Annotated in this window: 22 protein-coding genes; 16 read left to right on the top strand and 6 right to left on the bottom strand. The window is 49.0% G+C overall.

Annotated elements, in window-relative coordinates; translation table 11 throughout:
- The first annotated feature begins 2 nt into the window (after positions 1–2).
- From ACXAH4_RS04490 to ACXAH4_RS04480, 3 genes are all read left to right on the top strand, one after another.
- Positions 3–1,991, top strand: coding sequence for a hypothetical protein (locus ACXAH4_RS04490; protein ID WP_474880927.1), 1,989 nt, complete (start codon positions 3–5; stop codon positions 1,989–1,991).
- Positions 1,992–2,351: 360 nt separating this feature from the next.
- A complete protein-coding gene (locus ACXAH4_RS04485) occupies positions 2,352–5,417 on the top strand; it encodes a TonB-dependent receptor (protein WP_474880925.1) in 3,066 nt (1,021 codons plus the stop codon).
- A gap of 211 nt (positions 5,418–5,628) precedes the next feature.
- Positions 5,629–6,276: a Qnr family pentapeptide repeat protein gene (locus tag ACXAH4_RS04480; RefSeq protein ID WP_474866629.1), complete on the top strand. Its 648-nt coding sequence runs from the start codon at positions 5,629–5,631 to the stop codon at positions 6,274–6,276.
- A 71-nt stretch (positions 6,277–6,347) separates the two neighbouring features.
- Here ACXAH4_RS04480 and ACXAH4_RS04475 read toward each other — a convergent pair whose 3' ends face one another.
- Positions 6,348–7,757, bottom strand: a complete 1,410-nt coding sequence (locus ACXAH4_RS04475; protein ID WP_474880923.1) for an aminotransferase-like domain-containing protein — start codon at positions 7,755–7,757, stop codon at positions 6,348–6,350.
- A 182-nt stretch (positions 7,758–7,939) separates the two neighbouring features.
- Here ACXAH4_RS04475 and ACXAH4_RS04470 point away from each other — a divergent pair, with 182 nt between their 5' ends.
- Positions 7,940–8,101: a hypothetical protein gene (locus ACXAH4_RS04470; protein ID WP_474843954.1), complete on the top strand. Its 162-nt coding sequence runs from the start codon at positions 7,940–7,942 to the stop codon at positions 8,099–8,101.
- Between the two features lie 226 nt (positions 8,102–8,327).
- Positions 8,328–8,642, top strand: a complete 315-nt coding sequence (locus tag ACXAH4_RS04465; RefSeq protein ID WP_474880921.1) for a DMT family transporter — start codon at positions 8,328–8,330, stop codon at positions 8,640–8,642.
- 31 nt (positions 8,643–8,673) lie between these two features.
- Here the strand turns inward: ACXAH4_RS04465 and ACXAH4_RS04460 are convergent, their stop codons facing one another.
- Positions 8,674–9,585: a LysR substrate-binding domain-containing protein gene (locus ACXAH4_RS04460; protein WP_474843952.1), complete on the bottom strand. Its 912-nt coding sequence runs from the start codon at positions 9,583–9,585 to the stop codon at positions 8,674–8,676.
- Positions 9,586–9,744: 159 nt separating this feature from the next.
- Here ACXAH4_RS04460 and ACXAH4_RS04455 point away from each other — a divergent pair, with 159 nt between their 5' ends.
- The 6 genes from ACXAH4_RS04455 to ACXAH4_RS04430 are packed head-to-tail and all read left to right on the top strand — an operon-like array spanning position 9,745 to position 15,131.
- A complete protein-coding gene (locus ACXAH4_RS04455; RefSeq protein ID WP_474880920.1) occupies positions 9,745–10,722 on the top strand; it encodes a fumarylacetoacetate hydrolase family protein in 978 nt (325 codons plus the stop codon).
- A gap of 1 nt (position 10,723) precedes the next feature.
- Entirely contained in the window at positions 10,724–11,524 is an 801-nt protein-coding gene (locus ACXAH4_RS04450; protein WP_070125966.1) for a cyclase family protein, read from the top strand.
- Positions 11,525–11,535: 11 nt separating this feature from the next.
- A complete protein-coding gene (locus ACXAH4_RS04445) occupies positions 11,536–12,702 on the top strand; it encodes an alpha/beta hydrolase family protein (RefSeq protein ID WP_303573374.1) in 1,167 nt (388 codons plus the stop codon).
- A 4-nt stretch (positions 12,703–12,706) separates the two neighbouring features.
- On the top strand, positions 12,707–13,636 hold the full coding sequence (locus ACXAH4_RS04440; protein ID WP_474880916.1) for a VOC family protein: 930 nt from the start codon (positions 12,707–12,709) through the stop codon (positions 13,634–13,636).
- 5 nt (positions 13,637–13,641) lie between these two features.
- Positions 13,642–14,004, top strand: coding sequence for a Rieske (2Fe-2S) protein (locus tag ACXAH4_RS04435; RefSeq protein ID WP_303573376.1), 363 nt, complete (start codon positions 13,642–13,644; stop codon positions 14,002–14,004).
- Entirely contained in the window at positions 14,001–15,131 is a 1,131-nt protein-coding gene (locus ACXAH4_RS04430) for an FAD-dependent oxidoreductase (RefSeq protein ID WP_474843949.1), read from the top strand. The genes ACXAH4_RS04435 and ACXAH4_RS04430 overlap by 4 nt, the downstream gene beginning before the upstream one ends.
- A 73-nt stretch (positions 15,132–15,204) precedes the next feature.
- Here the strand turns inward: ACXAH4_RS04430 and ACXAH4_RS04425 are convergent, their stop codons facing one another.
- On the bottom strand, positions 15,205–15,357 hold the full coding sequence (locus tag ACXAH4_RS04425; RefSeq protein WP_474880914.1) for a hypothetical protein: 153 nt from the start codon (positions 15,355–15,357) through the stop codon (positions 15,205–15,207).
- Between the two features lie 257 nt (positions 15,358–15,614).
- Here ACXAH4_RS04425 and ACXAH4_RS04420 point away from each other — a divergent pair, with 257 nt between their 5' ends.
- On the top strand, positions 15,615–15,746 hold the full coding sequence (locus tag ACXAH4_RS04420; protein WP_269748657.1) for a hypothetical protein: 132 nt from the start codon (positions 15,615–15,617) through the stop codon (positions 15,744–15,746).
- A 370-nt stretch (positions 15,747–16,116) separates the two neighbouring features.
- Positions 16,117–17,781: a sulfatase family protein gene (locus ACXAH4_RS04415; RefSeq protein ID WP_474880912.1), complete on the top strand. Its 1,665-nt coding sequence runs from the start codon at positions 16,117–16,119 to the stop codon at positions 17,779–17,781.
- Here ACXAH4_RS04415 and ACXAH4_RS04410 read toward each other — a convergent pair.
- Both ACXAH4_RS04410 and ACXAH4_RS04405 read right to left on the bottom strand, forming a co-directional pair.
- Positions 17,778–18,482 carry a FadR/GntR family transcriptional regulator gene (locus ACXAH4_RS04410; protein ID WP_474843946.1) on the bottom strand — a complete coding sequence of 235 codons (705 nt, stop codon included), beginning with the start codon at positions 18,480–18,482 and terminating at the stop codon, positions 17,778–17,780. The two genes, ACXAH4_RS04415 and ACXAH4_RS04410, sit on opposite strands and share 4 nt — an antisense overlap.
- 79 nt (positions 18,483–18,561) lie before the next feature.
- Entirely contained in the window at positions 18,562–20,547 is a 1,986-nt protein-coding gene (locus ACXAH4_RS04405; protein WP_474880910.1) for a methyl-accepting chemotaxis protein, read from the bottom strand.
- Between the two features lie 624 nt (positions 20,548–21,171).
- On the opposite strand from ACXAH4_RS04405, the gene ACXAH4_RS04400 reads away from it, so the two are divergent.
- Both ACXAH4_RS04400 and ACXAH4_RS04395 read left to right on the top strand, forming a co-directional pair.
- A complete protein-coding gene (locus tag ACXAH4_RS04400; protein WP_474843944.1) occupies positions 21,172–21,759 on the top strand; it encodes a hypothetical protein in 588 nt (195 codons plus the stop codon).
- 200 nt (positions 21,760–21,959) lie between these two features.
- Positions 21,960–24,257 carry a FepA family TonB-dependent siderophore receptor gene (locus ACXAH4_RS04395; protein WP_474843943.1) on the top strand — a complete coding sequence of 766 codons (2,298 nt, stop codon included), beginning with the start codon at positions 21,960–21,962 and terminating at the stop codon, positions 24,255–24,257.
- Positions 24,258–24,345: 88 nt separating this feature from the next.
- On the opposite strand, the gene ACXAH4_RS04390 is transcribed toward ACXAH4_RS04395, so the two are convergent.
- Entirely contained in the window at positions 24,346–25,230 is an 885-nt protein-coding gene (locus tag ACXAH4_RS04390; RefSeq protein ID WP_474843942.1) for a dienelactone hydrolase family protein, read from the bottom strand.
- Positions 25,231–25,387: 157 nt separating this feature from the next.
- Between ACXAH4_RS04390 and ACXAH4_RS04385 the strand changes: the two genes are divergently transcribed.
- The gene (locus ACXAH4_RS04385; RefSeq protein ID WP_474880908.1) at positions 25,388–26,323 is read left to right on the top strand and encodes a helix-turn-helix transcriptional regulator; all 936 of its coding nucleotides are present in this window, start codon (positions 25,388–25,390) and stop codon (positions 26,321–26,323) included.
- The last annotated feature ends 88 nt before the right edge of the window (positions 26,324–26,411 follow it).

Genomic DNA, 26,411 nt, shown 5'->3' with positions numbered 1-26,411 from the left:
GTATGACTCTACCTTCAGTTTTTAGAAAAACCTGTTTAGCGACCCTTATTGCTTTCGCGGGAGCGACACACGCTTTCGATGTTTCAGTAAATGAGCAGCACGTGAAGGCCGGCGAGCCGTGGAAGATTTTCCAGGATACTCGCGTTAACACACTCATTCTGGAAAAAGGCGCGGCTATTCAGCGACCTGGCAAATCCGTTACGATGTTGGTTGACGGCAAGGAAACCGCCATGTTGCCGGGTAAATATAATAATGTGGAACTGGTCATTACTGATAAGTTCTACCAAAGCCCTACAGGTAAAAATGACCGTGGAGTCGACAATTTTCGCACAGCTTTGCTAATTACCGGGAAAGGGATTGATGAAAAACGTTCAGTCATTCAAGCCATTCAGGGCGGCGAATATTCTGCGTCGGAGGCGAAAGACATCACATTGGTATCTGATAGCGGAAATTTCAATGGTGTGATGGTCGATGGCAACGTGAGTTATCGTGTTGACGGTGCAAACGTTGATTTCCGCTCTGATGCCGATGGCAGTGATAACAGCGATTTTTCCGGCTATGGTGCAGCATTTGCAGCTTATAACGGCGCCCGGTTGGCTATCTCAAACAGCAACATTGATGTGTCGGGTGTGGCACGTCTGGCCCTGTATGCATATGAAGATGCAGACTTATTGATCACAGACTCAACATTCAAAGTAGATGGTGGGGAACTTTATGAAGGGTACCCTAACTCGGCTGACTTCTCTGCGATGCTTGCTCCTCCCTGGGTGTTGGGTATCAAAGGTAGCGCACGTGGCACTAACATGATGGGAAACCGTACGACGTTTACCATGGTGCGTAGTGAAGCTGAAGCTGCAAACTGGGGGGTGTTGTCTACTGATATGGGCGCTGCAATGTTGATGACTATTGTAGATTCCTCATTGACATTAAATGGTGAAAAAGACCTCTTTAGTACCCGTTATGGCAGCGGTTATGGCAGTTATATTCTGGGATCTGAGCACTTCTATTACGGTGTAACCATTCACGCCGGTACCTACGGTGGAATTGTGCGGGAAGGTGAGGCTTACTACGGTGACTCGACGTTTGACGAGCCATTAAATATCTATCCCCGTTTACAAATTCCAACGGGTGAAACATTCATTGATTTTTTCGGCAACGAACAACAGGTATTTGATATTCAGATTGATGAAACGCCCGCGTTTTCAAAGATCACCGGGAAAGGTAAAAAGTCTTACATCTATTCAGACAATTTTGGCTGGATGTCTCATGGCGATGGCAAATTGGTGATAGCCGAAGGTACAGAAGTGAAGACCGGCAAAAGTACCTTCCTGCTTAAAGACGGTAATGTTGATATAACAGTAAAAGATCGGTCTGAACTCACTCCGGGGAACGGGGTATTACTTCAAATGATGGACAACGATGACATGCTGGTGGGTATCGATCCTGAGTCTCAGGTTGCACTTCACTTTAATACTACGTTCACCGAGAAAGCTGGCTATCCCGGTATCGACTATTCACTTGAGTCTGTGACTGATGAAAAACGCGCCAATGTGACGTTAAAAGCAGAAGGCATTAAGCTTGAAGGTGACCTTTACAACGCGACAGGTTATTTTGGAAACCAACCGGGCGATAAACTCACAGTTACTATGGGTAACAGGTCCATCATCATTGGTGCTATCAGTAGTACGAGCGCTATTCATATCGATGAACATGGGGACCAGAACACTCAATTCACTGATGCTGAGTACTATTATCTCGGACATGTTAAAAACAAGCCTTTTTTCAATGGTGTCAACGATATCGAAGTTGTGCTTGAAGACACGGGAGTTTGGCTGGTAACAGGGGAGAGTATTATCACCTCCCTGACTATTGCAGAAGGCGCGGAAATGAAAGCTAAAAACGGTAAGTTATCAATGACTGTTGACGGAAAAGTTACGCCAGTCAAGCCAGGTAAATACGAAGGTATCATCAAACTGACTGTATCCTCGTAATTTCGAAACCATTAACTCAATCAATTCTCATTCCTGGCGGACATGTTGTCCGCCATATCTCCTTCCGGCTTTTTCTCCCTAAAAATAAAATTGGCTATCGATATCATTTGTTAAGCGCCTTTACAAAATGCTTGCAATCAAACGCATGTTTAATATATAACCTACCTGTTACATTAAATTAACCTTTCAGTCGTTTAATGCAACAAAAAGGGCGATGAAGAGAGAAATAGCCCGATACGCGAAATGTGTGATGGGGTCTGAGAGCCAAAGCGTGAAACCATAATGACATCGATATCACGGGCGCTCAGTAAGGGACATGCATTTCATTTGTGTCACAAAAACTCAATTGGAAACCAAATAATGTTTAAAAAATCAAAACTGTCATGCGCGGTGGCAGGTACTCTAAGCGTTGTGGTTGCGTCTCAGGCCTTTGCTCAGCAAGCGCCTGAAGAAATGGAACAGATTGAAGTCCGTGGTGTTAGGGGATCACTGTCTCAATCTATGAACGTGAAGCGTCAGTCATCAGGTGTTGTTGATGCCATTTCGGCAGAAGACATGGGTAAATTCCCTGATACTAACCTGGCAGAATCACTTCAACGGATTACCGGTGTATCAATTAACCGTGTAAACGGTGAAGGTTCTGAAGTTACCGTGCGTGGTTTTGGTGGTAACTTCAACTTAATCACGTTAAACGGCCGTCAGATGCCGGCTGCAAACGTAGCATCAATTACCGGTAACTCAGATGACCAGGGGGCCTCCGGCTCTACCCGTTCATTCGACTTCTCTAACCTTGCCTCTGAAGGTGTAAGCGGTATTGAAGTATACAAAACCGGCCGTGCAGCAGTACCGTCAGGTGGTATCGGTGCAACAATTAACATTAACACCATTAAACCACTGTCTCAGGGTGAAAACCGCATGTCTTTCGGTGCTAAGGCAATGAAAGACGAAAGTGGTGATGGCGTAACGCCGGAACTGAGTGGTATGGGTAACTGGTCTAACGACGACAATACCCTGGGTGTAGCAGTATTTGGTTCTTATCAGGAACGTAATTCCGGTAGCCGCGTGATGAACGTGTCTCAGTATCAGCTGTTTAACTGGGATTCCACTTCACCGGGTACCTTTGGTCTGGTCGATGGTGCGAATGTGACCAATCCACCGGAAGAAGGTCAGCTGGTAGCGATGCCAACTAACGTAGGTTACGGTGTTAACGAAAACAACCGTGAGCGTTTAAACGGTATGGTTACGTTGCAATATGCACCGTCAGATACGTTAACCATTACTGCTGATGCGACGTACGCAAGTAACACCATGGAGGCCACGTCTATCACGGACGGTGTCTGGTTTGCCCGTCAGTTCACTGATATGGAGTTCGATGGTAACCCTGTTGTTGCCACACCTATCCGTTTCAGCGAAGACATCGACGGTGGTAAAGACTTTTTCTTCCAGAACCTGGCGCTGGCCGCGAAAGATGAATTGCACTCCTTCGGCTTAAATGCGAACTGGTGGGTGTCTGATGAACTAAACCTGCGCTTTGACGTTGCGTCATCAGAAGCAAAAAGTGGTGGTGACGGCCCTTCCGGTAAAAACGTTGTGCGAATGAACGTTGCCGGTGCAACTGCAGGCTGGCAGACAGTTGACATGTCTTCAGGGTTCCCGCAAGTGAGTATCGTGGTAGACGACTCCATTAAGGGTAACGATAACGGTATTTTCGATATGCCGGATGTAGGCCCTCAGGTTGCACGCGCCATTGAATCCAATCAGAAGCAAACTGTTGATCAGGTCCGTTTTGACGGTACCTGGGATCAGGGCGCAGACGTGAAAATCGACTTTGGTGTTGGCTATATTTCAACCGAGATGAACCAGAACCGTTTCGAATCCGAAGCGCAGCTTGGTGGCTGGGGTGTCGCTGATGTAGGTAATATTCCGGAAGGTCTGCTGGAAGTCACTTGTACTGCCTGTGCGTTTGAAGATACGAATATCACTGGCGTAGCTGGTGCTGACGCCATGGCTGTTCCGGCCGGCTCATCAACTATTCCGTTGGGTAGCGTGTCGTTCAAGGGTAATGCAGTAGAGCTGGTTAACAGCATCGCGCCTATGTACGGTTACACTCTGGATACGTTCAATGCGATTTCTTCAGCTGATAACACAGTGAAAGAAGACATTCTGTCTTTATACGGTATGGCGTCAATGGACGGCGAACTGGGTGGTTTCGAGACTAACCTGGTAGTCGGTGCACGCTATGAAAAAACAGACGTCGAGTCGATTTCTTTACAAACCGTCCCACTGCAAATCAACTGGGTATCAGACAACGACTTCCGTACTGTACTGGGTGACGAAACACAGGCACTGTCGCAGAAACACTCTTATGAAGCGTTCCTGCCGAATATTGACTTCTCGATCAACCTGACTGACGATTTAAAAGCCCGTGCTTCTTACAGCATGACGCTGGCCCGTCCGGCCTACAACCAGATGTACACTGCTACCACAGTGGGGGCGCCGGGTCGTCCTACCTATTTAGGTGGCCAGGGTTCCGGTAGCCGTGGTAACGCCGCGCTGGATCCGCTGGAATCAAATAACTTCGACCTGTCATTAGAGTATTACTACGGTGATGCGTCTATGGTGTCTGTGGGTTACTACCGAAAAGACGTAGACAACTTCGTAGGTACACAGCAGGTTTCTCAAGGTCTGTTCGGTCTGCTTGACCCTACATCAGGTGCTGCCGGTACGGTATCTGCTGAAGCGATTGCTGAACTGGAAGCCCGTGGTGTAGAGGTGACAGAGCGTAACTTCTTTACCATGACAGCTCTGTTAACCAACCCGGATAATTTCCCTGGTGGTGCTGATGAGTTCGAAGAAGGTCAGGCATTCGCTGATGCAGTATTTGCCAATAACAACGTTGAGCCGCAAGCCGGAGACCCGGAAATGCAGTTTGAGGTGACTCAACCTGTGAACAACCAGAGTGCACGTATCTCAGGTTACGAGTTCGCATGGCAGCATTTCTTTGGCGACAGTGGCTTCGGTTACCAGGCTAACTTCACCATCGTAGACGGTGATATCGGTTACGATGTAGGTGCGAGCCCAGCTATCGAGCAGTTCGCTCTGGAAGGCTTAAGTGACAGTGCTAACCTCGTATTAATTTACGAGAAGAATGGCCTGTCTACCCGTATCGCTTACAACTGGCGTGACGCGTTCCTGGCAGAAGTTAACCGTTCTGTATCGTCACAGCGTAACCCGCTGTTCATTGATGAATACAAGCAGTTAGATTTGAACGTCAGTTACGACTTCACAGATGACTTCACCATGAGCCTCGATGTCATCAACTTGCTGGAAGAAGGTCAGCGTCAGTATGGCCGTACACAAAACAACACGTTCTTTGTTCAGGAACTGGACAGACGTTTTGTACTGAGTGCCCGTTATAGCTTCTGATTGAAGTTGTAACAACCGTTGAAACCGCACCTGATAGTTGAGCAGGTGCGGTTTTTTTATGGATTGAAAATGAGCCTGCTACTAACTTCGTATTGACATTCAGGCGCTTCACCTATGTGATTGTGCCTGACGTTGGCTGAAAACAGGGCTGTTCTCTCGCTTGTTGCGGATTCATGGTTACCTGGCAAAGAAATATTCGTGGAGTTTTAATATGCATTACAAAGGCGAGCAGTTTGAGGGAAAACATTTTGATGAAGATCTCGAAGCTGTAAAATTCGAAAATTGCCGGTTTATCGATTGCGACTTTACCCGCGCAAAATTGTCAGGCGCAGAATTATCAGGTTGTGCCTTTACCACTTCAGACGGCGAAAAAGGTTGCAACTTTTCTTTTGCTGACATTCGCGATACCAGCTTCCGTAATTGTCGTCTGGCACTGGCCAGTTTCCGTGGTGCCGACGGATTTGGTGCTGAATTCAGAGATTGTGATTTAAAAGGTGCTGATTTCAGACAAGCTTCTTTTGCGAACTTTATCACTACGAAGTCTTTCTTTTGCTCTGTAGTGATAACCGGTTGTAATTTGAGTTATGCGGATTTCGAAGGACAGCTGCTTGAGAAGTGCGAATTATCAGAAAACATCTGGCGCGGCGCGAACCTCAGCGGCGTGAGTATGGACGACGCAGATCTCAGCCGTGGCGATTTTTCTTCAGACCACTGGGGCACGTTCAGCTTGAAAAACTGTGATCTCCGGCATGTGGACTTACATGGACTCGACATCCGCAGAATGGATTTAACTGGCGTGAAAATTTGTGATTGGCAGCAGGAATCCCTGCTCAGTCCTCTTGGGTTAATTGTAAGCTAGGTTTTTACGTTCCCTTTTACCGGCGTTTTACTGAGAATATAAGTACCTATAGGAAGATTGCTTCTTAGCAGCTATTTCCCTGACTGAGTGATATCAATTATATAGCTCGCCAGTTTCTTAAGTAACGTACGACGCGCCCCGTTTAGTTCCAACGAGGCGTTCAGCCGGAAGCAATGATTAAATTCATCATGCAGGCTGAACAGCTTTCCGGGGGCAATCGTAATGTGCAGGCGTAACGCTTCACGATAGATTTCCATCGCATTGACATGGGGCTGACATTCTATCCATAAAAAATATCCGCCCTCTTGCGCATGAATCGTGGCAACGTCCTGCAAAAGTGTCTCAAGGCAGGTCAGCATGGCTTTTTTCCTGGTGATCAGTTTCTTACGAAGTTGCTTTAAGTGCGACTCGTAGTTTTTGGTAGACAAATAGTCAACCAGCGACAACTGCACAGGCGCACTGGTAGCCAATGTACTCATCAGCTGTTGTTTCTGAATGTCCAGCGACTTATGACCGGCTGCCACCCAGCCTATGCGGTAGCCTGCTACCAGTGATTTGGAAAAAGACGAACAAAGTAAACTGTTGCCGTCTTCGACAAAGTGCTTGATGGGCAACGGTGGTGTTTGACCTGCATACAATTCAGCATAAACATCGTCTTCGATTAAGGTGATCTCGTAGGTTTTGAGTAACCTCGCAATCTGCTGCTTTTTGTCATCGTCAAGTGAGTAGCCAACCGGGTTCTGAAAGCTGCTCATTAACCAGCACGCCTTCACCGGGTGACTCTGAAAAGCCCGCTCCAGTGCATTAATATCCAGCCCGTTCCGTGGCGAGACTGTCACTGTAATTGCCCTTAACCCAAGCCGTTCCAGTGCCTGCATGGCGCCATAAAATACAGGAGATTCAATCACTACCCAGTCACCCGGCCTGGTACAGGATTGCAAACTCAGGCTGAGTGCTTCGAGTGCGCCTGCCGTGATAACAATTTCATCCGGGGAAATGTTCATACCCCTTGCAGCATAGCGTTTTGCAATAATTTGTCTGAGCTCGGGATTGCCAGGGGGTAGATTGTCCATTGCACTGGTCAGAGAAATTTGTTGTGCAGCTGCGGCGATGGACTTATTCAGGTGGTGTCTGGGATACAGAGCAGGATCGGGATAAGCAAACCCCAGGCTAAACATATGCGGGTCGCGGGATGCCTGAAGCACTTCATAAACAAAATCATTAATGCTGACCGCTTCCGCTGTTTGTACTTTGTTCTCATCAGCCGGGCGGGCTGCTGATGTAACTGTAAAGCCGGAGCGCTCATGGGAGCTGATCAAACCCTGACTTTCGAGCATCTGATAGGCATGGAGCACGGTCATCAGGCTGTAACCTGTTTGGCGGGCCTGCTTGCGCAGCGACGGAAGCTTTTCATGTTCCAGCCAGATCCCCCGCTCGATCTGCTCTTTTATTTGCCCGGCTAAAATTTTATATTTCGCCATTGCTTACTCCGGCCAAAGCTTCATCAGATTATAACAAGCGAATAAACGATCTGTTATAGAAAAATGTACGCTTTCTGTACCTGTTTATTGTTCCTCTGCGGGTTTACTTTTGATTCTGCCAATTAAGAGTTTCGTCCAGTCGTGGTCTGGCCCGAAATCCGCACAATGTCAAAGGGGACGTTATGAAACTGTATTTACTCTTGTTGTCTTTCTTTCTTGCTGCGCCGGCTCATGCAGGTGGAGGCACGGTATTGGGTATGATTTTCACAATTGTTTTTGTCGTCGTCATGCTGGTGCTGTACTGGATGGTCGTGGCGGAAGTGGGCGAAAAAGATAAGAGTTGAGGATAATCTGATCCTCAGAATTCCTCCGCCAGCGTCTTTTCAACTCATTACTAAACTATTCCGCTACGGGCCCGTGCTGGCGGCCGCCTGGCGAAATGATGTCTACCGGCACGCTCCGCGTTTTATGGTCAAAAACCATGTCTATTTGCTTCATTTTTAAGATTATTGACTGCCTGAATTACTGCCGGCTGCACTTTCCCTGTCTTGCGGTCGCAGGCAGAAAACGATGAGTTGGGTTTATCTGGTGCTGGCAGGGTTAACCGAAATTGGTTGGCCTCTGGGCCTGAAATTATCTCAAAGCGGCCAGTACAAATGGGGTGGCATCGCCATGGCGATTACATTTATGGGTGTCAGCGGTTTCTTACTGTATCTGGCGCAAAGGGATTTTCCACTGGGGACAGCCTATGCTGTATGGACCGGCATTGGCGCTGCCGGTACGTTTCTGGTGGGCGTTTTTGCCTTTGGCGACCCTACATCACTGCTGCGTTATATCGGCGTATTTTTGATCATATCCGGAGTGGTGCTGCTGAAAGTAGGATGAGAAATGTGAGGTGATTAATCACCTCACGACATCAACTACTTACCATGGCCGCTTCTTCTAAAATCAGTGTGCGCAGCCAGCGATGAATAGGGTCGCTGTCTACGGTCGGGTGCCACATCATCGCTTCCCGCAAATCGGGAAAATCAAAGGGCATAGATAGAATATCAATAGGCATGATAGTGGCCATGAGTTCAGCAAAACGGCGGGGAATAATGGCCAGTCTGCCGGTGCTGACCACTGTGGTGCACAGTGAGGTAAAGTCGTTGGTGATCACTTCGACTTTACGTTCAATGTTGCGCTCTTTAACCAGCCATGGCTCAATACTTAAAAGGCTGACACGGCCGAATCCCACCGAAGCGTGTCCCAGTGATGAGAAGATTTCCGGCGTCAGGCCACCCTGCGTGTCCGGATTGTCTTTGCAGGCAATACAAACCATTTCGTCAGTGGCGAAAAAGGCGTGAGGATAACCGTCCACGGTTTCACTTTCCGGCGCAATCACAATATCAATCCCGCTTTTCACCATGGTTTCCACCTCAACGGTGAAAGGTGAAAGAAATTCGAAAGTCATGCCAGGCGCCAGTTTCTGCACTTTCGCCAGCACACCGGCAAGGAATACCTGAATAATATAATCTGACGCAACAATGCGGAAATGTCGCTGGCTGGTGGCGGGCTCCAGTTTACGTTTATTGGTAATCGAACCGCGCACAATATTCAGCATTTCTCTTACCGGTTCCTGCAGTTCCAGTGCGTAAGGCGTGGGCTGCATTTTACGGCCTATCTGCACCAGCAAATCATCATCAAAATAATGCCGCAACCGCGATAAAATACTGCTGGTGGCCGACTGTGACAGGTGCAGCTTGTCAGCTGTTCTGGTGATATTTTGTTCTTCCAGCAGTATGTCTAATGCTACTAATAAATTCAGATCCAGCTGTTCAAACCGCATAACGCCCTCGTTGCCTGTTTAGGTATCTATGAAATTGATGCAAACCATCTATACATTCAATTTTTTGTTTGGTCAGCGCCCATTTAACATTGTTTCTCCATTAATTTAAATATTTTTAACAATAAAAAATCGAATTTCTGTTCGGTTTGTGGAGCGGCGATGAAACTAGCCTCAATCGATAACGGTAGTGCGGATGGCCAACTGGTTGTTATCTCAAAAGATACTGCGCAAATGTGTCGGGTACACGGTTCTGCAGGCACCATGGCGGCGTGTCTGGCTGACTGGCAAAGTGTGCTTCCGGTACTTCAGGATATCAGCAACGCACTGAACAACGGCACCTGTGAACAGGCCGAGCCGGTTGCCGGTGCCTGTTTCTTAGCACCGTTACCCCGCACGTATCAGTGGCTGGATGGTTCGTTGTTTATGAATCACGGCCATTTGATGCAAAAGGCGTTTAATCTCGATCCCATCGAAGACGCCGACAAATATCCGCTGATCTACCAGGGCGCCGGCGATGCCTTCACCGGATGTAATGACACCATCGCGCTGTATAACTCGGCCCATGGCGTAGATTTCGAAGGTGAGTTCGGTGTTCTGACCACGGATGTGCCAGTGGGGGCTACGCCCGGTGAGGCCATGCAGGCCATCAAACTGGTGGTGCAACTGAATGACATCAGCTATCGCGGTCTCGCGCCCCGTGAAATGAAAACCGGCTTCGGTTTTGTGCAGGCCAAAGGTGAAACCGCTTTTGCGCCGTTCGCGGTAACGCCGGATGAGCTTGGCGACAGCTGGGCAGACGGCAGAATCCATTTAACCCTCAATATCACCCGCAACGGTGAATGGTTTGGCAACCCGTCGGGCAGTGAAATGCATTTTGGCTTTCATGAGCTCATTGCCCACGCCGCCACAGCCCGTCCTATCAAAGCCGGTACGGTGTTCGGCTCCGGTACGGTCTCGAATACAAACCCGGAAGCCGGTCAGGCCTGTATCGCCGAGCTTCGCGCAAAAGAACTGATAAGGCTTGGCAAGCCGCAAACCCCGTTTTTAAGCGAGGGTGAAACGGTACACATGGTGTGCCGCGACAAGCAGGGCCAGCCGCTTTTCGGCGAAATCAATCAAACAGTAAAAGGAGGCTAACATGTTCAGCCCCAATGATTTTGACATCGTAGATTTGTCCGTCACGCTGGACAATAACCCCCACACCGATCCGCCGCCGCTGTTGCCAAAGATTGATTATATGGATCACCAGGAAGGCTGGCCGGAAATGGAGGCTATGTTTCCGGGCCTCACACTGGACCAACTGCCGGGCAACGAATCCTGGGCAGCAGAACGCCTGCAAATCACCACTCACAGTGGCACGCACATGGACGCACCATGGCATTACGCATCGACTACCGACGGCGGCAAGCCGGCCTTTGGTATTGATGAACTGCCTCTCGACTGGTGTATGCGTCCGGGTGTGAAGCTGGATTTCCGCAACATGGAAGACGGCTACGTGGTGACCGCCGAAGACATCGAAGCTGAGCTGAAGCGCATTAACTATGAACTGCAACCACTGGATATCGTGGTGGTGAATACCCGCGCCGGTGCCATTTTCGGCGAGCCGGGTTACCTCGAAGCCGGTGTGGGCCTTGGCCGCGAAGCCACCATGTACCTCCTTGAAAAAGGTGTGCGGGTAGTGGGCACCGATGCCTGGAGCTGGGATGCACCCTTCAAGTATACCCGCGAACGCTTCGCTGAATCCGGCGATGCGTCAATTATCTGGGAAGGCCATAAAGCCGGCCGTGATATCGGCTACGGGCAAATGGAAAAGCTTTCAAACCTTGAGTCACTTCCAGCGTCCGGATTCTGGATTTCCTGTTTCCCTTACAAAATTAAAAAGGCATCGGCGGGCTTTGTTCGCGCCGTCGCGTTCGTGCCTAAAAAGACGAATTCTTAAGAGGAGTTATCATGTTTAAGTATTTCCCCACCAACTATGTGTGGAACCTGTCAGTCGACCTCGCCATTGAAATGGGCGCCCGAATCGGTGAAATCGAAGAGATGTGTGCACCGCTGCAGGAAGCCGCAAAGAAAAAAGACAAAGAGGGTACCGAAGCGTTCCGCAATACATGGGCAAACATGGCAGACAAGCTGTGTGTGCTGGCCGAAGAAGACGAGCAGGCTGGCCGCATGATTTCTGCCGGTGAAAAGTACATGCGCGCTTCCTCGTACCTCATCACCTGTGAGCGTTTGCAGGCTCACAATGCCCCCGGTCGTCTTGAGCTGTACAAGCGCGAACTGGAATTGTTCGAACGTGGCATGGCGCTGAAAGGTGCGAACTGTAAGCGCGTTGAAATTCCTTATGAAGGCAAACACTTGTCCGGTCTTTACGTGAAAGCAAAAAACGTAGACGGCCCGGCACCGCTGTTAATTCAGGTAAACGGCCTGGATTCCACCAAAGAAATGAAATACCTCGTTGGCTTACCACAATGGCTGGCCGATCGCGGCGTGTCGTCTCTGGTACTGGATCAGCCGGGTACCGGCGAAGCATTACGTCTGCAGAACATTAACGCCCGTTTCGACAGCGAACACTGGGCATCACCGGTGGTTGACTGGCTGGAGCAGCACCCTGAAGTGGATAACAGTCGCATTGGTATGGAAGGGGTGTCGTTAGGCGGCTATTACTGCCCGCGTGCGGTGGCCAACGAGCCGCGCCTGGCACTGGGTGTGTGCTGGGGGGCAAACCATGACTGGCGTGATGTGCAGAAGCGCCGCCTGGAAAAAGAAGGCGACTTCCCGGTACCGCATTACTGGAATCATGTGTGCTGGGTATGGGGCGCAAAAGACATCGACGAGTTCATGACCATTGCTGAAAACGTGTGCCTGGACGGTGAAGTAGAAAAAATCAAAGTGCCTTTCCTGGTCACCCACGGTTCGAAAGACTCACAAATCCCGCTTAAGTGGGCAGAGCGCACCTACGAGCAACTGGTAAACAGTCCTAAGCGTGAACTGAAAGTGTTCACCGAACGTGAAGGCGGTGTACAACACTCCAGCTTCGACAACAGCATCAACGCCGGTCACTACATTGCTGACTGGGTAGCGGAAACGTTCAACGCCCGCACATCGATTGAAGGATAAAATCATGAATATTATTGGACCGGATTTATTGATTTTTGGTGTTGATGATGTGAAAGCCTGTAAACAGTTTGCGCTGGATTACGGTTTAACGCAGGCATCTGAACACCGCTTCGTTGCCCTTGATGGCACGGGTATTGAGATTTACAGCAAAGACGACAGCAGTTTGCCTGCGCCGCTGGAAACGGGTTCAAGTATCCGCAAAACCATTTACGGCGTGGCAGATACCGCAACCGTGGATGCCATTTACGACGAACTGTCGAAAGACCGTGAAGTAAAACGTCTGGATGACGGCAGTATTGAAGCTGTGGATGACATGGGTTTTGTGCTGGGCTTCCAGGTCACTATGCGCAAGCTGCTGGATATGCCAGCAGAGAAAATTAATGCACCGGGTGCACCTGCACAGCGTCCGGCTAATGAAATTGGTGTATCGAAAGACTTTACGCCGGAGCCGCGCACTCTGTCTCACGTGGTGTACTTCGTGCCGGATTACAAAAAAGCGGAAGCGTTTTACGCCGAACGTCTGGGCTTTATCACCACCGACCGCTTCAGTCATGTGGGTCCTTTCATGCGTCCTGCAGGTACCACCGATCACCATACGCTGTTCTTCCTGAACACGCCGCCGCACATGAAAGGTATTGAGCACTTTACCTTCCACATGTCTGGCCCGACTGCGGTGGTGCAGGCCGGTAACCGCATGGTGGAAAAAGGTTACCAGAGCTTCTGGGGGCCGGGCCGTCACATCTTCGGTTCTAACTGGTTCTGGTACTTCAAGAGCCCGTTTGGCTGCAACATGGAATTCGATGCCGACATGGATCTCCACGACGACAACTGGGACGCACGCGAAGCCTTGCCGGGTGCGGATAACTCGCAGGTGTTCCTGCTGCAGTACCGCGAAAAGTGGGCACCAATGGGCCCGCCGCCACCAAAAGGCTGATTGTGATGAACCAAGGTGTCCTGCTCTGCAAATTAGATGAACTACCCGACAATAGTTCCCGGGGTTTTTTGCCTGATGCCCGGGGTCAGGACACCGTTTTTATTGTGCGCCGTGGCAGCAAGCTTTATGGCTACAGCGATATTTGTCCGCACTATGGCGATACCGCCTTACCCTGGAAGAAAGATGTTTATCTGGATGCCGGTGGTGACTACATCGTTTGTGCGGCGCATGGCGCGTTATTTACACCCGACACCGGAGAGTGTGTGAAAGGGCCGTGCAGGGGCGATTTCTTAACGCCCCTGAACATCACGGTAACCGCTGAACAGGATGTCGTTTTACTCTGTGAATCACGAGGAAAAGAACAATGAGCGCATGCGTAAATAAAGTATTAATTATTGGTGGTGGCTTCTCAGGTATGTCTGCCGCTATCGAAATGAGTAAGCGCGGTATACAGGTTGATCTCGTTGAGATTGATAAGAACTGGCGTACTGACGGTGCCGGGATCAGCATTGGCGGCGCCACCATAAGGGCACTGCGTCAAATCGGTGTACTGGATGAATTTAAAGCGCAGGGCGCTACCCACGCCGGTTTGGATGTTCATGCGCCCGACGGTACCCATCTGGCGCATATTCCTGCGCCGCCAGTGGCGGGCAACGAAGCTCCCTGTGAAGGTGCCATTATGCGCCCGGTACTGGCAAAAATTCTTGCAGCCAAAACCCGCGAATACGACGTGAATGTGCGCCTCGGCATTACGTTTGAGAACATCAACGATAGAGGCGACAGCGTAGAAGTGACCTTTACCGACGGCACCAGTGGCGAATACGATCTGGTGGTTGGTTCAGACGGCCTGATGTCATCGGTAAGAACCACATTGTTCCCTGATGCACCCAAGCCATCTTACATCGGCCAGGGTGTATGGCGTGCAGTTTTGCCCCGTATTCCTGAAATTGAAAACATTCACATGTGGATGGGTAAGAATGTGAAAGTGGGTGTGAACCCCATGTCGAAAGACGAAATGTACATGTTCATTACCGAAAACCGGGCGGACAACGAGTTTATTGAACCGGCTACTTTCAAAGAGCGCTTTATTGCGTTGCTGGAGTCTTTCCCGGCCCCGGTTGTACAGCAAATGAAAGGCATGCTGCATGACAAGTCGATGATTCACTACCGTCCGCTGGAAAGCATGTTGATGCGTGCACCCTGGTATTCAAACCGCGTAGTGTTAATCGGTGATACCGTGCATGCGACCACGCCGCACCTGGCATCCGGTGCCTGTATCGGACTTGAAGATGCCATTGTATTGGCAGAAGAACTGGATGACAAAGCCACGTTGTCTCAGGCATTAAGCGCATTCCAGACCCGTCGGTGGGAGCGTTGTCGCCTTGTGGTTGAAAACTCCGGTCGCCTTGCTGAAATCGAAATTGAGGGCGGTGACAAAATGGAGCACGCCGGCATTATGCGTGATTCTGCCATTGCGATGGCGCAGCCGCTTTAAGCGCTATTCAGCGATAAAAAAAGGTGCGCTTTGTATCAGCGCACCTTGATCATTGCGGGTAAAAATTCGCTTATCAGAACTCGTAACTCACATTAGCGATTACCATTCTTGGTCTGGCATAGGTGGTTTCTGCATAGCCACTGCCTGAACCTAAAGACGAGTTACCAGACACGCGGTAAATCTCATCGGTGGCGTTGTTAATGCCCAGTGCTACTTTCCAGTCCATATCCGGCGACTCGATAACTACCGAAATATCAACCAATGTTGAAGAAGTGGGATATTAAACAAATCCCGGGCCTTCATCGATTTCCTCACAGATACCTGTAACGCTATCTAACGATTTTCTCCATACATTGTATCCAAAAGACTAATTTTTGCACTGTGTTAATAAGTTGTATATTGAGTGTAAGTTTCGGGTTGGACCGGAACGCCCTATACACTAATTGAATAAAGAATAATAAAAACGTTACGCAGGAGATGGTTATGAATCAGTCTTTTCGTCGTGCAAGAGAATACACATCGCAGGTCGTGCGCGATCCTATTCCTTATTGTTATATGGCCGGTATCGCCGCTCTACTCATGGTTGACCGTTTCGTGTCGATTGGTGGATACTGAGGACGTTCAGGCTGTTTTTGAAACAGCCTGAACGCCCTGGCGAAGTCATTTTTCGTCAGTAATATCTTCTTCTGAATATTGTTGTCTGCACAACGGGCCGGGACACTAAATAGCGCCTTTACGAGGCTATTGGTATGTCCGGACAGACGCTTGCTTTTGATTTATCTGTCAATGATTCACCTGAAACATCCCGCCTGTTCTTCAGTCACATTAGCGTTACGCTAATGGCGATATCATTGTATTACATCGGCACTTTTTTTCCGGCGGGAATCTATTTTCTCAATAGCTCATATTGATAAACTGGGCTTCTGGATAGAATGAGTAAAGATTATGTTAACGGTAATCTATGATCTTTCCATAAGAATTTGCTATGTACAGAATTTTACTTCTAAGCTTATTGCTTTTAACCGTCCTCATTTTTCAACCTGCAACTGCAGCAACAGAACACCCTAATATTATTGTCATCATGGCTGATGATGTAAGTAGCAAGGTCGGCGCTTTTGGTGACAGTATCGCGCAGACTCCCAACTTAGATAAATTAGCTGCCGGGGGCATCCGCTATACGAATTTCTTCACCGTTGCCGGTGTTTGTGCCCCCAGCCGGGCTGCTCATATTACAGGTATGTATCCAATATCTTTCGGCGCGCAACATATGCGCACGGAGGATAAAAATTACCGGGCTGTGCCCCCTCCTCATGTCAAAGCATATCCTGAGTTGCTCAGACGTGCCGGATATGCGACAGCGAATGTGGCAAAGCGTGACTATCAGTTTGGCGAACCTTTTAGTATCTGGGATGTGGACGTAAATGGCTTCATGGATGAGCCGGATTTAGCGGTTTGGAGAAAGCTGCCTTCCGGGAAGCCGTTTTTCGCAATGATCAATCTGCTCTCAACCCACGAAAGCAGGCTGGCTCCAAGGAAGACACAGGAAACTATTGAAGGTCCTCACGCAGGATTCTTAAAAGCAATGGGGGGGTGGGTTAGCCAGAATGTACAGGAGGTGACGCAATCAAAAGATGTCACTGTGCCTCCTTATTTGCCTGATACGCCTAAAGTGCGTGAATCTGTAACGCAAATGTATGATCTGATCCATTACATGGATGCTCAGGTGGGTAGTATCATAAGCAATCTCGAAGAAGACAGTCTGCTGGAAAATACGATTATACTCTGGACCACTGACAACGGTGATGGTTTCCCGCGTGCCAAAAGAGCCGTACTGGACTCAGGTATTAAGTTACCTATGATATTAAGGTTTCCTGACGGCGTTAGCGCGAATACTGTCGACAGCCGGTTGGTATCAATGGTCGATATTGCACCTGCCGTATTGACCATGGCCGGAGTAGAGGTACCTGATTACATGCAGGGGAGAAACTTTCTGAGTAATCAGAGGGACTATATCTATGCAGCAAGAGATCGGATGGACCAGGTTGAAGACAAAGTCAGGGCTGTCAGGAATAAACGGTATAAGTTAATCCGTAACTACTTAGCTGATAAACCTTATTTCCGCCCGCTTCCTTTCCGTGACTGGTTTCCGGCTATGCAGGAATTAAATGAACGTCATCAGGCCGGGTTGCTGACACCTCTTCAGGAGTCATATTTCTCGGCTCCGAGGGCTGAAATTGAACTGTACGACACATTGAACGACCCGCATGAAATCAATAACATCGCTGGTCAGCCAGATGTCTGGGAGATCCAAAGTGAGCTGGAGTCTGCACTGGATAATTGGATGGATGTTGTTGATGACGGCAAGTACGAATCGGAAGACATGTTAATTAATGCAATGTGGCCCGGCGGCAATCAACCACAAACTTCAGCTCCGGTTATTAAACTTGAAGAAGTTAGCGGAAATAAGAAAAAAGTGATTCTGAGCAGTCAGACCGAAGGTGCGTCGATCACTTATTCTACCGACCCTGAACAAAAACACTGGCACCTGTATACTGGTCACCTTGTTATTGATGATGAGAGTCACTTGTCAGCAAAAGCAATAAGATACGGTTTTGCAGAAAGTACTATCAGTACACAGGTAAAAAATTAACTACGCCCGTCAAGCTGCAAAACATCCATATCCTGTTCGATGGCGTTGGAGATATGGGCGTGCATGGCATTGCGGGCCCTGGACGGATCGCGGAGTTTCAGTGCATTGAGGATTTTACGGTGTTCATCTACATACGGGTGAACGCCTAAATCCCGTACCCGCTGGTGAAATGTGGAACTGAGCACTGACTGGTTGCGCAATCCCCACAGCCATTTCACGTAAGATTCCAGTGCGCTGTTGTCGGTCGCTGCTGCGATGGTGCAATGGAAGAGTTCATCAGCCTGCTCTTTGGCTTTCTCACTGGATTTGGTGTCTTCCATGATGCGAAGGGCGTTTTCCAGTACCGCAAGCTGTTCTTTGTTTATTCTGGCGGCGGCAAGACTAACCGCTTCAGGCTCTACCAGAAGGCGGGCCTCCAGAACTTCAAAGGGGCCGGGTACATCATCCAGCTGTTCTGCATCCAGTTCATTCAGCGGTAAAGCATAAATGCCTGACCCGGTGCGAATTTCCACCAGGCCGGCAATTTCAAGGGCAATCATCGCTTCACGAATAGTGGGGCGGCTCACTTCAAACCGTACTGCCAGGTCACGCTCTGAGGGTAAACGCTCGCCCGGTTTGATATTTCCGCTGCGGATCTGACTTTCTATTTGTGTGGCGACTTCGATATAAAGTCTGCGTACTTTTACCGCTTCTACTTTCATGGCCTGATTCTGATTTTCTGTCTGCTTAACCGTAAAAGCATAGGGAGACAGGTAAATTAGTCAAGCCAATTTTTATCCATCAGTTAACACGGAACTTGTGCATTTTCGATTGCAGTACCTCGTTGTTTTGTTTGAGCTTCTCTGCCAGCTTATACAGTTCCTGCGCCAATGTATGTTCATGAGCAGCGGCATCCTGTACGCCAAGGATATTTTCAGCTATCTGACGGGCAGTAACTGACTGCTCTTCGGTGGCTGCCGACATGGTGTTAGCAAGCAGTTCCACGTTGCCGGCACCCTGTTTCACTTCTTCTGCCGCCTGTTCACCCTGAGCAGTGACATTCAGGGATTCCATGGCCCGCTCATTGTTACTGCTGATCCCACTGATAACCGTATTACTCACATTCGTGAGGTTTTCCAGTAAATCTGAAATTTTATCCGTCGAAGCACGGCTGGCAGTGGCGAGTTGTCTTACTTCATCGGCGACTACGGCAAAACCGCGCCCGTGTTCGCCCGCCCGTGCGGCTTCGATGGCTGCATTTAAAGCCAGCAAGTTGGTTTGCTCAGACAAGGTGTTAATTGTATTCAGAATCGTACTGATTTCAGACACCTGCTGACCCATGGTTTGTGCCTCGGCAGCCACGCTGTCCATGTCTTTGGTTAACGCCTGCATGGCGACTTTAATTTCCCGGTTTGCGGCCAGAGAGCGTTCTGAAATACCTTTCAATGACTGGCTGGCTTCCAGTGTTTTCATTGTTGAGCGGGCTAACTCTTCGCTGGTGGTTGCCATTTCTTCTATCGCAGAAGAAATCGTCATGGCTTTGCCGGATGTCTCGTCAGCGTCTTTTAATACCACAGAAGTCGACTTATATAAGTCGTCACTGATGCGGTTTGAAATACTCACTGACTCTTTCACGCTTTGCAGTAAATCCCGCAATGTGAGAATGGTCTTATCGATGTAGCCGGAAATCTGCCCCAGTTCGTTATCGTCCGGCAATCTTATATTGACTGTCAGATCGCCATTGCCGGATACCTTGTCAAGGTTGGTTGAAAGGCTGCGTAACTGCTGGCGCAACAGAGAAATCATAAAGAAATAGAGCAGGCCAATGACCAGCACGACAACCAGTGAAAACCCGATTATCAACATGAGCTGGCTGTTAGCCATATCGCTATTGCTGATGGCCATACTGTTGATACGCTGCCATTGCTTGTCCAGCTGTTGCTTGACCTGACCGATTTGCCGTGTGGAGGCCTGAAACCAGTCAGCCGGCGCCGGCAGAATGGAAAAATTAACGGGGTCAGATTGTAAGGCGTCCACTACGCTTTTCATTAACCCGGCGTCTGTAGAGCCTGCAACCTGCTTAAATGCTGAAAGGTCATTCCCGCTGAGCAAATTATTCAATTGCTTTGTGATGTACCCAATATCCTGCTCGTAGGCAGAAATTTCGTTAAGCGCGGCAGGATTTACGGCGCGTTTAGCAAGCACGCCATTCACTTTGCCCCGTACTTGTCCAAGCCTCTCCTTTAGCCACGCATATTGAATCGCATAGGTAAGTTCTGTGGCCGCTTCGCTGCTATGAATATTCAGAGTGAGGTTTGAGGCTGCATCCAGAGCAGATTTGTTCAGCTTGCTGTAAAAGCCAAAGGCATTTTTGCCATTGCCGGCATCCACTTCTTTTCTGATCGCAGGCTTAGCTTTCAAGGTTTCATGCAACAAAGCGACTTTTCGCGGCACATTGAAGCTTTCCGGCCACTGGCCGGATAGCAGTGCCATAAGTTGTTGTTCTGCCGCATCAGCTTTAATGCGCTGGGCGTCTACTTTCGCTTTTGCGTCATCACTGCCTGAGCCCAAGAAGCCTGCTGTTAGTCCCCGTTCAACGGCATGATGATGGGCCACTTTTTCCAGCCGGTCGAGCAACTGGATGAGAGCCGTATCGTCACCGGCACCTGAGCGCTGTGCGAGGGTATAACTCACATCTTTACCAACCAGGAAAAAAGCAAAGACAAACAATAGTGCGGCACTGATCAGCGTGAGCTGAACCAGAGAAAATCGATGTAACCAATTCAAGTTGCGTTCCTCGCATTTCAATTGAGAAAGTAAAGCGGAGCAATACAACACGATTTGCTTGATGGATTTTTAAGCAAAGTATAGTAAGACTGCGAAGAACAGCGAGTTCCGGTGACGGATTAACAACATTTTTGACAGACAAAGAAAGGAATCGTCAGAAACACGCCTGATGCCCGCCATTGGGCAAAGCCGCAGTGCTCCTTCTAAAAAAGTAAAACGTCTTTGTCAGGGCATGCTACTGAGAACAAATTGTCGACTTTAGTATTAGAGACTTCGTGACAAATATCAATGTGATAAAGCAATTTAAATGATTTTAATTTCTAATTGGTAATAATTATCATTTGCGTTATTGAGTTTTGCGGTGTATCTTAAAACTGTCCCTATCATAATAATAATGATCACATTTCAGGCATTTGCCCCGGTACAGGGGCCTGTTTTCTTGCCGGATAACCTTAACATTCAGTGGGAGTCGAACGATGGAAGCAATTATCTTTTTGCTGTTGTCTGCGGGCACAGCTGCATCATGTGGTTTACTGGTTCGCTTTTTAGGTCGCTCTGAAACAGAGTAAGCCTCCGCAAACTAGCCAAACATCCAGGCGCTTTACGTGGTATACGGAGAAAGTCATGGCGCTCGTTTTATTATACGACGATGCAAGATCCCGGCGGATCTGCAGTGCATCGGCCGTTGAAATTTCCACCTTCAGGCAATTTCTCAAAACAGAAAAAGTGTTCTACAACAAATCACGGGTCGGTGCGCTTTTGCTTCATCACTATCAGTTTTTGATGGACCTTGCAGCAACACCTGTGCCCAAAGAGCTGTCAGCATGGCTGGAGTCAGATCGTAAGTTACCAGTTATGCATTGCTTGCGGGCAGATATTCAGGATTTATGTGCCTGTTGCCCCTGGGTGTCGGAATGTAATAAACAAGACTGTTCTGCCGCCGATTGTATCGGCAGGCTGATGGCGAGCCAGCTTATTACTGATGTGTACGAAGGTGAACAGCGGCGAATGGACAAGTTTATCGGCGCAGTCATCAGTAAAAGCCGGCGCTTCTTTTATCTGCTACAGAAAAACAGCAGGCAGCAACAAAATTCGCTGTTTGACCTTGTCGATTTGCTGAAACTGAAGGGCAAAGAGGAAGGGGCAGTGGCACACGCCTGCCGGACGACATTAATCAACTACCGCTCTGCATTAAAAACCGCTATCAGCTAGCTTTCCTTAAACGCTGACTGTTTCATGCAGAGTGCGTTTCACCTGTTCTTCGTAAAATTTTCACTCAACTTTGACCCAAATTTCCCTGAAAAGTATTTTGCGGGGTAGAAACACAGCTTCACTTAAGTATAATGCGCTCAATAAAAATAATAAGAATCATTATCATTAATAAAAAGGCCATACTTAAATAGGAATCTCGCATGTTTAAAACAAACCGGAAGTTTGTGTGCACAGCTGTGTCCGCTGCTATCACTTCTCTTTTTTCACTTTCAGCCTTCGCACAGGATGAGCCGGAAACGCTGGATGTCACCGTTGTAAAAGCCGCTGCAGAGGAACTGAAGCAGGCGCAGGGTGTATCCGTTATCACAGAAGAAGACTTCAAGCGCCGTCCGGTCACCAATGATATTTCAGAAATCGTACGTACCATGCCGGGTATTAACCTGACCGGTAACTCATCTTCAGGTCAGTACGGCAATAAGCGTCAGATTGATATTCGCGGGATGGGACCCGAGAATACATTGATCCTGATTGACGGTAAGCCGGTGTTGTCACGTAACTCAGTGAAAATGGGACGCTCGGGGGAGCGGAACACCCGTGGTGACAGTAACTGGGTGCCGCCGGAAGCCATTGAGAGTATCGAAGTTATTCGTGGTCCGGCAGCTGCCCGATATGGCTCAGGTGCATCGGGTGGTGTGATTAATATCATCACCAAATCCCCTGAAGTGGCATCAACCACCGTGTCTTTGCAAACGGAAATTCCGCAAAATGAATATGAAGGCGGTAATTACCGTATCAACGTAGTCAGCAGCGCGCCTTTGTCAGACCGCTTCTCTCACCGCACCATTGTTAACTACAACAAACAGGAAGCGGATGATCCGCAACTGAACCTTGAAGTCACCGACACAAACGTAGGTCGTGGCGGCGCGGCCAAAGCGGTTGGTGCAGGTCGTGAAGGTGTGGAGAATATGGATTTCCGTACACTGGTTCGTTTCCAGCAAAGTAAAGAACATCGTTGGGATTTCGAAGGTGCTTTCAGCCGCCAGGGTAATGAATATGCCGGTGATAACGCCTTCCAGGGGATCCGTTACGGCGTAGATGAAAACGACAACCCGATTATTCCCACGGAAGATGAGCTTGGCGAAACCGATGCGCTGGCACTGATTGGTGAAGAAACCCTGGTGATGTACCGCCGCACGCTGGGTGTTACCCACACGGGTCAGTACGATTTCGGTGACTCGTTCAGCTATATTCAGTACGAAGGTACAACAAACAGTCGCTTAGGTGAAGGTTCTGCCGGTGGTGGTGAAGGTGCTATCAACAGCCTTGAGAAAACTACGATCAAGTTGTCTAACATTACCGCTAAAACGGAATGGAACGTACCATTAGAGCTGGGAGGTTTTGCACAAACGGCAACATTCGGTGCAGAATTCCGCGGCGAAACGCTGGATGATGCAGTGAGTAATCAGCTTACTTTAAACGTGGCTGATGAGAGCGAAATTCCCGGGGCTACTGCCGATCCTGAAAGCCGTCCGTCTGAAACCGATGCCACACTGATTGGTGTGTATGTGGAAGATAACATTTTGCTTTCTGATTCCGTGACAGTTACACCGGGTATCCGTTTTGACAATCACAGCGAAGCCGGCACCAATTTATCGCCCAGCCTGAATGCATCCTGGCAGGCAACAAAGAATATTGTTGTACAGGGTGGTATCAGCCGTGCGTTTAAAGCCCCTAACCTCTATCAGCTGAACCCTAACTACGTGTATTACACCCGTGGTAATGGCTGTCCGCTGGACTTCTCAAGCCTGGGGGGCGGCTGTCACATTATCGGTAACCCTGATCTTGAACACGAAACCTCAGTGAACAAAGAAATTGGTATTAACTATACCAACGACGAAGGTGTTAACGCCGGTATCACTTACTTCCACAACGATTACAAGAATCGCATCGGTACCGGTAACGTGGCACCGGAATACATCCTGCCAAGTGAAGAGGGTGGTGAAGCCAATGTTCAGGTTTTCCAGTGGTACAACATTCCTGAAGCCGTAATACGTGGTCTGGAAGGTAACCTGCAGTTTAACCTGACTGACAGTATTCAGTGGTCGACAAACCTTACTGTTATGCTGGAAACGAAAGACAAAGAAACCGGCATACCGCTGTCAATCGTGCCGGACTACACGGTTAATGCCATGCTGACCTGGCAGGCAACAGAGCAGATCCAACTGGTACTGAGTGGTCAGCACTATGGTAAGACTGAAAGTCCGGAACAGAGCCAGACTTCAGGTCAGGCAATTACCGGTGAAGATCGCGATGCCTATACCATTGCTAACCTGAATGCGGTTTATCAGTTTAATGATAATCTGAGCTTCAACCTGTCAGTGAAGAACTTCATTAATACTGAAGTCCGCCGTGAAGGCACACAGGCTTCCAGTGCCGGTGCAAATACCTTTAACGAGCCCGGTCGCAGCTACCTGGTGTCGGCGAACTACACGTTCTGATAATCAGCTGTAAAAAAGCCGGCTGTTCATCAAAACAGCCGGCTTTTTGTTTTTTAATTGCCTCTCATCCTTTGGGCATATTCCTTCCTCAGGCGTGAAGGCCTTTGTCCAGGATCTTCAGCATTCTGTTCCAGGCAGCATCGGCCTGTTCCTCGTTGTACACCTTTGAATCCGGTGGCGTCCAGCCGTGCAGCGTGCCGGGATACACCGCAATGTCTGCCTGCAAATCCGCTTCTTTATAAGCTTCAACGAGTAAAGGTTCCATCTCCGGACTGCGTTGGGCGTCATTTTCTGCGATGGCGTGTAGTGCCAGTGCATTTGAGTCAGCAACGGTGAAATGGGGACTGTCGTCTTCTTTCGTGGCCAGGCCGCCGCCGTGGAAGGTAGCAATCGCGCCCACTTCTTCAGGGAAAGCAGCGGCTGCGTACATCGTAAAGGTGCCGCTCATGCAATAACCCAGCACGCCTTTTGGTGCGCTTGCATCCACCACAGACTGTTCGTTTAAAAAGTCGAAAAAGGCGCGATTGTCAGAGTTGGTATTATCCGGCGTGAGTTTAGCGCGCATGGGTCCTAAAATTTCGCGGGCTTCCGGAGCCGGAAAACTGATGCCATCGGGCAGGGCTGCACCTTTTACATCCCGGTAGAAGGGGTTTACCACCAGCACAGCATATCCGGCGGCAGCCAGACGCTGACCCATTAAATCGTATGACGCGCGGCGACCCATAATGTCCGGCCACATTACCACCGCAGGATGTTTGCCGCTTTTCGGGCTCGCCAACAAACAGTCGGCCACGCCATCGGGTGTGTTCACCATTACCTGCTGCGTTTGTACCTCGCCGGAGGCCATGGCAAATTGAGGAAAGGCGGAAGACAAAGCGCCTAATCCTACGAGTTTACTGAAGTCACGACGGTTTAACTGCCCGCCGTTTTTCTTAAAATCGTGAATGTCGGATTCTGTATGGTTGTCGCACATTGTTTTTATCCTTGTTCGGGGTAAGGGGTAACACATTGCTTAACGAGCATACTATGAATATGCCGGTTTGGGTTCATTCAACACGGTAAATAGTTGCGGTGCAAATGAGTTTTGTTATCATTTGGATAAGGAACGGTTATTACTTCAAGGTCGAAAGGTGCCCGATAATTCATTAGTCCCCTGGCACGTTAATCATCCCCCGCGGGATGTGTGTTTGCGGCCCGGCCTTAATTTTCATTTTGGTGATACCACTGATAAGGAAACCCGCCACTGGCACGGTGAAGTGCATGACCGTTTTCGTTTGATTTTAGTTCTCGACGGCTATCTTGAAATACGGTTCGGGCATAAAACGCTTATACTCGGGAGAGGCAGCGATGCAGAACCCGGCCCCAATATGGCACTGGTTTCTCTGGAAACTTCAGAATCGTTTTCCCGTCATGCAATTGCCGGTAACTATTGCCGTCGTTTGAGTATTGGTGTTTCCGGGGAATGGTTAACGCACACGTTTTCCAGCGTGCAGGAAGAGCGTTTGTTGAATAAACGCTGGCGGCATCTGGATGTGGCAGCCTGGCAGGCGTCTGCTTCCAGTTTAATGATGGCAGAGGAAATGCTCGATATCTCTGAAAGGCCACCGGAGCTGGGCGGTATTGTGCGTGAAAGCAGGGCACTGTCACTGCTTCTCGAAGCATTTGGTCAGTGTCATAAAGTGAACGCAGAACATCAGGAGCGCTTTTCCTGCGTGCAAACGCCTGTACCTGAAAAGTGGATGCTATTTCGTGAATGGATCATCTCCCACGCAGCCAGTGCATTAACCATCGACTATTTAGCCGGTCACATGAGCACCACCCCCAGTACGTTACAACGCAAATTCAAAGTCTTTTTTAACGAAACGGTATTTGATTGCATCCACAGCGCCAGACTTGAACTTGGCATGAAGAAGCTGCTTACCGGTTCTCAGCCGATCACCAGTATCGCAATGGATGTGGGTTACGGGTGCAGCGCCAGTTTTTGTACTGCATTCAAGAAGCAATTTGGTATGACGCCTTCTCAGGCCAGAACCCGGCATGCTGCTTCCCTTGTCATGCAACCGTAAATGCGGTTTCAACAAAACAAAATGCCGTTTTAAGTAAAGCGACACGGTCTGCATTAAAGATAATGAGAATCGTTATCAAAACGGTCGA

Source organism: Alteromonas sp. ABV2_168, from assembly GCF_056161165.1.
The sequence above is the reverse complement of the archived record's forward strand: the minus strand, read 5'-3'. Positions and strand labels throughout refer to the sequence as shown.